This window comes from Bradyrhizobium sp. WSM4874 (assembly GCF_055811835.1).
On the sequence record NZ_JBVVPR010000093.1, the window covers coordinates 1 to 8714 of the forward strand.

General features: G+C 62.2%; 6 protein-coding genes and 2 pseudogenes. 4 read left to right on the forward strand and 4 right to left on the reverse strand.

Annotated features, from left to right (window positions below; all coding sequences use genetic code 11):
• A partial coding sequence (gene ltrA / locus AC0L3P_RS38650) for a group II intron reverse transcriptase/maturase (RefSeq protein ID WP_473309266.1) occupies positions 1 to 1081 on the forward strand: 1081 nt, incomplete at its 5' end.
• A gap of 991 nt (positions 1082 to 2072) precedes the next feature.
• On the opposite strand, the gene AC0L3P_RS38655 is transcribed toward ltrA, so the two are convergent.
• Positions 2073 to 3086: a phospholipase D-like domain-containing protein gene (locus tag AC0L3P_RS38655; RefSeq protein WP_473309267.1), complete on the reverse strand. Its 1014-nt coding sequence runs from the start codon at positions 3084 to 3086 to the stop codon at positions 2073 to 2075.
• A 42-nt stretch (positions 3087 to 3128) separates the two neighbouring features.
• On the reverse strand, positions 3129 to 4403 hold the full coding sequence (locus AC0L3P_RS38660) for a hypothetical protein (protein ID WP_473309268.1): 1275 nt from the start codon (positions 4401 to 4403) through the stop codon (positions 3129 to 3131).
• A gap of 376 nt (positions 4404 to 4779) precedes the next feature.
• Between AC0L3P_RS38660 and AC0L3P_RS38665 the strand changes: the two genes are divergently transcribed.
• On the forward strand, positions 4780 to 5043 hold the full coding sequence (locus tag AC0L3P_RS38665) for a recombinase family protein (protein ID WP_473309269.1): 264 nt from the start codon (positions 4780 to 4782) through the stop codon (positions 5041 to 5043).
• A 1-nt stretch (position 5044) separates the two neighbouring features.
• Entirely contained in the window at positions 5045 to 5689 is a 645-nt protein-coding gene (locus tag AC0L3P_RS38670) for a hypothetical protein (protein ID WP_473309270.1), read from the forward strand.
• A gap of 125 nt (positions 5690 to 5814) precedes the next feature.
• Here AC0L3P_RS38670 and AC0L3P_RS38675 read toward each other — a convergent pair.
• Positions 5815 to 6403 (reverse strand): annotated as a pseudogene (locus tag AC0L3P_RS38675) (Mu transposase domain-containing protein); the annotation flags it as partial.
• A 171-nt stretch (positions 6404 to 6574) separates the two neighbouring features.
• On the opposite strand from AC0L3P_RS38675, the gene AC0L3P_RS38680 reads away from it, so the two are divergent.
• Positions 6575 to 7630 (forward strand): PLL family lectin, encoded by a 1056-nt coding sequence (locus AC0L3P_RS38680; RefSeq protein ID WP_473309271.1) that lies wholly within the window; start codon positions 6575 to 6577, stop codon positions 7628 to 7630.
• A 925-nt stretch (positions 7631 to 8555) separates the two neighbouring features.
• Here the strand turns inward: AC0L3P_RS38680 and AC0L3P_RS38685 are convergent.
• A pseudogene (locus AC0L3P_RS38685) lies at positions 8556 to 8714 on the reverse strand (IS110 family transposase); the annotation flags it as partial.

Consider the following 8714-nt stretch of genomic DNA (forward strand, 5'->3'; position numbering starts at 1 on the left):
ACAGCCGGTGCGACGAGTCTACATCCCCAAAGCCGATGGCGGTAAGCGGCCTCTCGGTGTGCCGGCGCTAGAGGACAAGATTGTCCAAAGCGCGGTAGCCGAGGTGCTGAGCTCCGTCTACGAGGTCGACTTCGTCGGGTTCTCCTACGGCTTCCGGCCGGGGCGGAATCCTCATATGGCGCTTGACGCCTTGCACACGGCGATCATGAGCCAGCGCGTCAACTGGGTGCTCGATGCCGACATACGCAACTTCTTCGACTCGGTCGACCACGAGTGGCTGCTGCGGATGGTGGCGCACAGGATCGCTGATCCTCGCATCTTGCGGCTCATAGAGCTGTGGCTGCGGGCCGGCGTTCTTGAGAGCGGCGAGAAGCAAGAAACGGACAGGGGTACCCCGCAGGGGGCGGGCATCAGTCCGCTCCTCGCCAACATCTTTCTGCACTACATCCTCGATCTCTGGACCCATCAATGGCGCCGTCGCCGCGCACGCGGTCGCGTTGTGGCCGTTCGCTATGCGGACGACTTCGTCATGGCCTTCGAGAGCAAGGTGGATGCGCAGGAGATGCTCTTGGCCCTCAACGCGCGGCTGGCCAGCTTTGGCCTGATGCTTCATGAGGGCAAGACGCGGTTGATCGAGTTCGGTCGATTTGCGGCCCTCTCGCGTCAGCGGCGCGGCGAGCGGCGACCCGAGACCTTCGCCTTCCTCGGCTTCATCCACTACTGCGGGCGGACCCGGGACGGCCGGTTTATCGTGAAGCACAAGACGGAAGGGAAACGCCTGACGCGCAAGCTGACGGCGTTGCGCCAGGAGGCCTGGCGGCTCATGCACGAGTCACTGGCCACCCAGCACGAGTGGTTCGCCGCAGTGCTGCGTGGACACTACGGCTACTACGGCAGGCCGCACAATTATCCAGCGCTTAACGGCTTCTACCGCGAAGTGCGTCGGATCTGGCTGAACTGTCTGAGACGGCGCAGTCAGAAAAGTCGGCGCATGGGCTGGTCGGAGTTCGAGGCCCTGACGGCACGCTTCCGTCTGCCCGTTCCACGCATCACTCGCACTTGGGCGCAGGCGCGGATATGACGCGGGTTACCCTCGGGAAGAGCCGGGTGCGGGAAAGCCGCCTGCCCGGATCTGTGAGGGCGAAAGCCAAATGGCTGAGCTACTCGACCACGATCCCGCCAACAACATCCCGTAGGGGGAAGCGGTCGCTGACGCACCTCCGGAGGAAAGAGCGCATCGGCAAGCTCGCTCCGCGGACCGGGCGATCATGCGGATGACGCGTGCGCGCTCCGACCGCTCTGCGGTCGTTCAGGACACCAGATCGTAAGATGCTTCTTGCGCTGAACCGACAGGTAGTTGCTCTGCCAGGCCGGATCGCTCGACAGGTGCGACCAGGGGACTTTACCCTGGTCAAATTGACGCTTGACGTAGGCGCGCCAGGAATAGTGTTCGTATGTGGCGAGACAGGCGACGCTGTAGGCTTCCGCCAAGGCCCGATTTCCGTGGACGAAGACGAAATTGTCGTCGTTCTGCTCGCTGCCGGCCCCGGAAAAATTGTGGGAGCCGGTGATCACCTTGCAGTCGTCCGAGAACGGATCGATGACGATCATCTTCGAGTGAGTGATCGCGTGTCCGACGCCGGGATTCTCGTTCGGAAAAAGAAACTGATTGCGCGTCACCTCCGCGATCCAGTCGGAGAAGGACCCCACGACGCCTTCTGGCTGCACCAGAGCCGTCGTGAAATCGTGGGAGTCGGTGTCCACGCCCTTCAGGGAGAACTTTTCGCGGTTGCCCGCGGTGACCGTGCTTACGACGCCGCGGACGTAGATCTGCGAAGCTCTTGCCACTATGTCGGCTAAGGGATCGGGGCCTGGCTGGAACATCACGTAGAGGATCATGTTCTTGGCGCCCGCCACAAGAGCAATGAGAGCCTCGATGTCTATGCCCTTCCCGACGTTCTTCTTCGACTTGTTCCGGACGCGTGTGAACCAAACGTCGGTCCCGTCCGCCGGACGTGGCGATTTGGCGTTGGCGCCGACGAGTTCGGCGGTGAAATCGCTGCCGGCATCCTTCAGACGGCCCCATTGTTCGCAATATATTCCGGCGATCTTCGGATCGACGAAGAGGATCCCGTTGTTCGCCTGCGTGCACAATCCTGTCGGCGACCAGTTGGTGCTTCCGGTCCAGACCTTGGTGGCGGCGCCGGTCTTGGTCGATACGACCACGGCGAACTTGTTGTGACCGAGGCCCTTCGAACCCAGGATCCTATCGTGGACGTCGACGCCGGCCGCCTCAGTTCCTCGCGAGAATCGGCGTTGCCGTCGCCACCTTTGTCCGATCCGTTCGACAGCACGATGTGTCCGCGTCCCTTCAGAAGCGTCAGCCTTCCGATGAGCTCCTCGTCCGCGAGTTCGTAGATGGCCAGATACAGTTCCAGCCGGGGAGGATCACCGATGACTTCGTCGAGCAACCGTAGGAGCGCGAGTCTGAGTTCGCCCGAAAGAAACCGCCGCAGCGGTTCTTCAAGCTCGGCAATGTGGTCCTTGATGTCGCGAGGCTTCCACTTCTTCTCGCGGGCGATCCTCGCCACGAACTGGGACATTACGAAGCCGCGATTGAAGTAGGCCTCTACGCCGTTGTCGGCTTGGGCGCTCACTTCGATCGCCTCCGTCCGACCGGAATCGGCCAGGGCGGCGAGCGTCGTCTCCCCGAGGGCGACTGCTCCGAAGGATCCGACCGCGCTGATCCGATAGCGCACGGTCTGGCCGTTGGTGGCGCCATGGTCCGTCCACTCGTATCTCTGAAAGGGCCATACGTTCGATGGCCTCGAAGCCTCGTACGCGCCTGTCGCGCCGGCTGGGGGTTGATCGGTGAAGCCCACCCGGTTGCGCAGTATCTCCCTGGGCGACCAGTTGCCGTCGGTCAGCCGCTGACGCTCGATCATGAACCCCAGGCACCCTGGGATCGGCACGTCCGTCCCGCCGCCGATTGATACGCGCCAGAACAGTTGGACGTCGTCGCAATCGTGATAGGCCGTCGCGCGAATCCGCGTTCCGTTCACCGTGTTCGAGACCGCGACCGGCATGGCGAAGCTTCCTCGTTGGATTGCGGATCGTCGGGAATTTGGTCAGGCTCTGCTCAGGAAGCTGGTGGAGACCTTTGTCGGCTCGTCGGCGAGTGCGAACATCAGGTTCTGCAGCGCCTTGCCGGAATGGAACGTGAGGAGATCGCCGCTCTCCTTCTTGTCGACTGTGAACCTCACCTTTCGCAGGCAATCCGCCGCGTCCTTCTTCCGGGCCCTCGCAAGGCTGAACAGCTTGCGCACAGTGTCGTCTACCTTAACCCCCTTCTTCGTGTGAATCGGAAGTCCGTCGGCGCCGTATTCGGCGTCGCGCTCCCAAAACCCCTCCTCGTCGAAGAAGACCATCGGCGTGAACGACTTCGCGTCCGGAACGTAGCAGTTGCGCTCGGCGTCCTCGAAAATTTCGCGCATCGTGCCGCCGCTCCCTCTCGCGTAGACGATGCCAGCCCGCGAATTCACGATGAGGGTCTCTTCGCGGATGCTGTTCTGGAAGAATTTGGCGTAGTGGGTTGCGAAGGGAGTCGTGGGCTCCTGACCGTAGAGCCAGGTCGGCACGCCCAGGCTGGGGCTCGGTTGCGCGGGCGCGAGCTTCTTTGCGTCCAATGCGGCATTGATCCATCTTCTGGCGCCGTCGAACTGCTTCTCGTGGCCTGGCACGATCTCGCCGTCCCCGGTCACCAGTTGGTCGAGCCTCGGCAACAGAGGTTCCTTTTCGAGGATAGCGAGTGCGGAATTGAGATTCGCATCGTTCGCGCCTGCGAACGTTGCCCCGACGTGCGCGGCTTCCATGACTCCGGGCCCGCCGCCGGACACGATCATGAAACCCTGCTCCGTGAGATAGCGGGCGAGGCCGACAACCGTCGCATACGCCGGCTCCGCACGCGACAGCTCGTGCCCGCCCATGAAGCCAACGAGCTTCGGCTTCTCCTGAGCGAGGAAGCGCCTCATGGCGTCGGATATGCTCGCGTCGTGGTCCGCCTGCTTTCGTCGGACGTCCAACGTCGCGGGATTGTCGGCGCCGTCTGCGACATATTGCCGGAACATCCGAAAGTCCCAGGACTCCACGAGCGCCATAGGAGAAGCCGGATCGTACCCGCTCAGCAGGTCGGCTGACGAATAGAGATCGTCGGGCAATTCGTACTCCAATGAAATGCTCCAACCAACGGTCGGCTCGGCGACAGGTGTGCGTCTCCGACGGTCCGCCAAGGCCCGTCGATTCGTTAAACTACAGGTAGAGTGTGACACCGGTTTTGCGAATAGGCAAGACGGGAGCGCCGGCCGAGGCAGGATACCGTTGCAAATACCGAAAGCCACAACCATACTGATCCACCGTTGGCGTGAGGCCTCCGACGCGGGCACGCTCTCTGATCAGATGTTTGAGGGATTGGGCGGACTCATACGATTCTCGCGGCGGGGCAGCCGCGATCGCGACCATCGGCCTGACCTCCTGCCTGGAGCGACTTCTCAAGGAGACGGCCTCGGGATCGACTTTACCCGCGACGGTTGCGCTGGCGACTGGGAGACGGTCTTTCGGACCGATGGCTTCTGCTGCAAGACGGCATCGGGCCGTGGATAGCCCAGGAGAGTTGGTTAAGTTTCGCTGCTCGGCAGGGAAGACAATCGCTGCAGTGCCCCATCCACCTCGAAGCCAACGCGCCTCAAAGCCTCTCCGCTTACCTATGGCGCCGAAGGCCACTTGGTCGAATGGAAGCTGCCGGTCTACAACACGATCCTGCACATTCTGACCAACCCAATCTATGCCGGCGCGTATGCATTCGGGCGCACCGGCAGCCGCATCAGCATCGAGGCCGGTCGCAAGAAGGTGGTTCGCGGCTTCAAGAGGGAGCGCAAGGATTGGGAGGTGTTGCGAGGCGGCACTCGCCGCGCAGGCTGCGCGCAGCCGTGCGAACGAAGACAAACGCGGCCAAGCCGAACTGGCGCTGGAGCAGGCTCGCTATGAGGTGGGGCGGGCGCGCCGCCAATACGATGCTGTCGATCCCGACAATCGTCTCGTCGCCGCCGAGCTGGAAAAGCGATGGAATGACCGGCTGGCGGTCGCGCGCAATCTGGAGACGGAGCTGGAGGGACTGACGGCTTCGCCCGCTGTTGATCTCACACCTGCCGACAGGGAGCGGCTGATGACGCTAGGCGCCGACCTGGAGCGTGCTTGGTCGAGTGCCAGCGTGGCACCCGAGACGCGCAAGCGGATCGTGCGAACGCTGATCGACGAGATCGTCGTCCGCGTCGAGGACACCGAGCTCGATCTGGTGATCCGCTGGCACGGCGGCAACCATTCCGCTCTTAAGGTCAAGAAGAATCGCTCCGGCCAGCACCGCTGGAGCGCAGGGGGAGAGACAGTCGATCTCGTGCGCGTGCTGGCGCGGCAGATGCCGGACAAAGCGATCGCGTCGGTGCTCAACCGCTCCGGCAAGACCACGGGGCGCGGCAATGGCTGGACCAAGTCGCGAGTGTGCAGCTTGCGCAGCCACAACGACGTCGCAGCCTATCGCGAAGTGTGGGAGTTTCAGAGCCATCTCGATGCGGCGATGATCCTTGCGCGCGATCTCGCGCTCGCACAGCAGAATCAGTGTCTCACGCGCCGATAGGTTCGCGCGCGCCGCCTCGTCGAGCAGGTTGTCGAGCTGGTCGCGGGCGCCGGAGAGCTGCAATCGCGCCAGCATGGCATCGAGCGGATCGATCGTTTCTTCCATTATCTTCTTTGTCCCCGCTATCAGAAGCTTCCTCCGACCACAGCTTCGTATTCCGCCAGAGGGCGTAACAACGATGGCGGTGGGGACGGATCCAGCACCGCCGCGATCTCCGCCTGGCGGACCGCACCATTGCGCCCAGCGACGCCATCGAGATGGGCGGCGTCGACGATCCGCAGCCGGCGCCCCTCCCATTGCTTGTGCACTGCTACCTGGTGCAATCCATGGCGGATCCGGACTTCGACCGGCCGCGATCGTTACCGCCACGCGTTCGCCAATAAGGCGCCACGGCACCGAGTAGCTGTTCGTGTCGATCTCGACGGCGCAATCATTGCCGACGACGCGGGTCAGTTCACGCAATGATCCGAACGACGGCTGCCCGCCGAGCGGCTTCAACCGATGTATCTCATCACGCGCGAAGCGGATGATCGGCGCCTCGCCGATCGTGCCGTGGATACAAACGTTCGCAACCTCACGCTCCCATCTGTCGAGATGCGCCTCGAATGCTTCCCAACCTGCGAAGGAATGACCGGCGATCGCATTCTTCTTCACATAGCCCACGCCGTTCTCCGTCTTGCCCTTCGTGCGCGCCCGATATGGCGCGCGCACGCGCGAGCTTCGCTCACTGCAGCAAACGCGAATGAGAATGCAGGGAACTTGATGCGCGGATCACTTTCACGCGAGACCCGTCTTGTCGGCGTCGTCACTGCGTAAAAATGATGCTACTTTAGATTGCTTGAGGGCAAATTGCTCCCTCGTTGCACTTATACAATCGGAGGCTTCATGACAAATGCAGTAGCAGCGCTTACCCACTCGGTATCAGTGACAGAGAATTCCGATGGACGATTGGAGGTGTTCGGTCTCGGAATCGACAGGGCGCTTTGGCACATCTGGCAAGAAAAGCAGCATTCAGGGCCATGGTCGAGTTGGGCCTCGCTTGGCGGCGTTCTCACCAGCTCGCCGTCCAGCGTCGATAATTCCGATGGGCGGCTGGAGGTCTTTGCGCGCGGCACCGATAACGCACTCTGGCATATCTGGCAGGACAAGCCGCATGCCGGACCGTGGTCAGGCTGGGCCTCCCTCGGCGGCGCCATCACCAGCGATCCGGCCGCGATCGCCAACAACGACGGCCGGCTCCAAGTGTTTGCGCGCGGCATCGACAACGCGTTGTGGCACATCTGGCAGGAGGAGCCGCATGCCGGTCCGTGGTCCGGTTGGGCCTCGCTTGGCGGCAAGATCACCAGCGATCCGGCGGGCGTGATCAATTCCGACGGACGGCTCGAGGTTTTTGCGCGCGGCACCGACAACGCGCTGTGGCATATCTGGCAGGAGAAGCCGCATGCCGGTCCGTGGTCAGGCTGGGCCTCGCTCGGCGGCGCCATCACCAGCGATCCGGCGGGCGTGATCAATTCCGACGGACGGCTTGAGGTTTTTGCGCGCGGCACCGATAACGCGCTGTGGCATATCTGGCAGGAGAAGCCGCATGCCGGTCCGTGGTCAGGCTGGGCCTCCCTCGGCGGCCAGATCACCAGCGACCCCGAGGTGTTCATCAATTCCGATGGCCGTCTCGAAGTGTTCGCCCGTGGCACCGACAATGCGCTGTGGCACATCTGGCAGGACAAGCCGCATGCCGGACCGTGGTCAGGCTGGGCCTCGCTCGGCGGCGCCATCACCAGTGATCCGGTGGCTTTCGATAATTCCGACGGGCGGCTGGAAGTGTTTGCGCGCGGGACCGACAACGCGCTCTGGCACATCTGGCAGGACAAGCCGCACTCCGGACCGTGGTCAGGCTGGGCATCCCTGGGCGGCGTTCTCCTGAGCGATCCACTTGCGGCCTGATACGGACTGCACAAGAGGCCGGTCGTCTCACAAGGCGGCCGGCGCCTGACTAACTTGCAGTACAAGTCAAAAGCAGGGGGGTGACAGCAATAGACCCAATACTGCCATGGACCTCCTTGAGGCCGCTCCGCAGCGCGGATAAGGACCAGTTGCGCGGGGTAAGGGAAAATGATCGATAGGCGCGTGCTTTGGTTTTGTCTCGGTCTCTGTCTCGGCCTTGGTGTATGGTTGATTTTGCCGAGCGGGCTGGCCGGTAAGGCGATGGCGTTCGTACGGATGACAACGCCCTTATCGACAAGGTCAAATTAACCTGGCGAGCGCAGGATGGTGAGACAGCGGAGCAAATCTTCACTAAGGTCTCAAAGGTAGCACACTTCATCGCCAGGGGATGGGAGGTTGGTCAAAAGACCGACTCGGGCGAGCTAGTTATCTTTTCGTGGGCCAAACACCGGGCCGATAAAACAAACGAAGAATATATGAAGTGGACCCCGGAGCTGGGACCAGGGATCGGCGAAGTTAAGGTGTGATCCGGCCTGCCTTATGCTCCAAATCCAAGCAGCTTCCTGCTGCTGCTTTTGCGTCTGCTGTGGGTATGTGGGCAACGCTGTCAATCGGCGTTCGACTGGGACACCCTGGCGGCATCCAATCGGGGCTCTGACTCATATGTGGAACGGCCCGGGCTGCAAGATCTTTCTCTGGTTGAACAAGGGATGACGGTGCGGTCATATGTTCGGCCTGTGAAGCGGCGCCTGGCCGCTGGCCACGATGATATCCGCGGAAGCAATCGCCCAATCAATTTCTCGCGCTCGAAGCGCAGTGAGTCAGGCGGTCTGATTGCTACCGGGAATGACGTCATTCGGGGTTCATCCAGATTTGCACCTTGCCTCCTCGGCAGCGTTCTCCTTCCGCCGGAGAGCTCTTGAGATTAGGACTTCAGCATTGCGGCCGGCGCCTGATAGATGCCGCCTCTGACCAGCAAGGCCCAGATCGTGCGCGCAATCTTATTAGCGAGCGCGACCGATACGACCTTGACCGGCCGTCTTTGCAGCATGGTCCGAATCCAGAGTGGGACTTTCAAGCCTCG

Excerpts from the sequence above, each read along its gene's own strand:
- AC0L3P_RS38680 (WP_473309271.1), top strand. The coding sequence starts at position 6,575 with ATGACAAATGCAGTAGCAGCGCTTACCCACTCGGTATCAGTGACAGAG.
- AC0L3P_RS38655 (WP_473309267.1), bottom strand. The coding sequence starts at position 3,086 with ATGCCGGTCGCGGTCTCGAACACGGTGAACGGAACGCGGATTCGCGCG.
- AC0L3P_RS38660 (WP_473309268.1), bottom strand. The coding sequence starts at position 4,403 with ATGGTTGTGGCTTTCGGTATTTGCAACGGTATCCTGCCTCGGCCGGCG.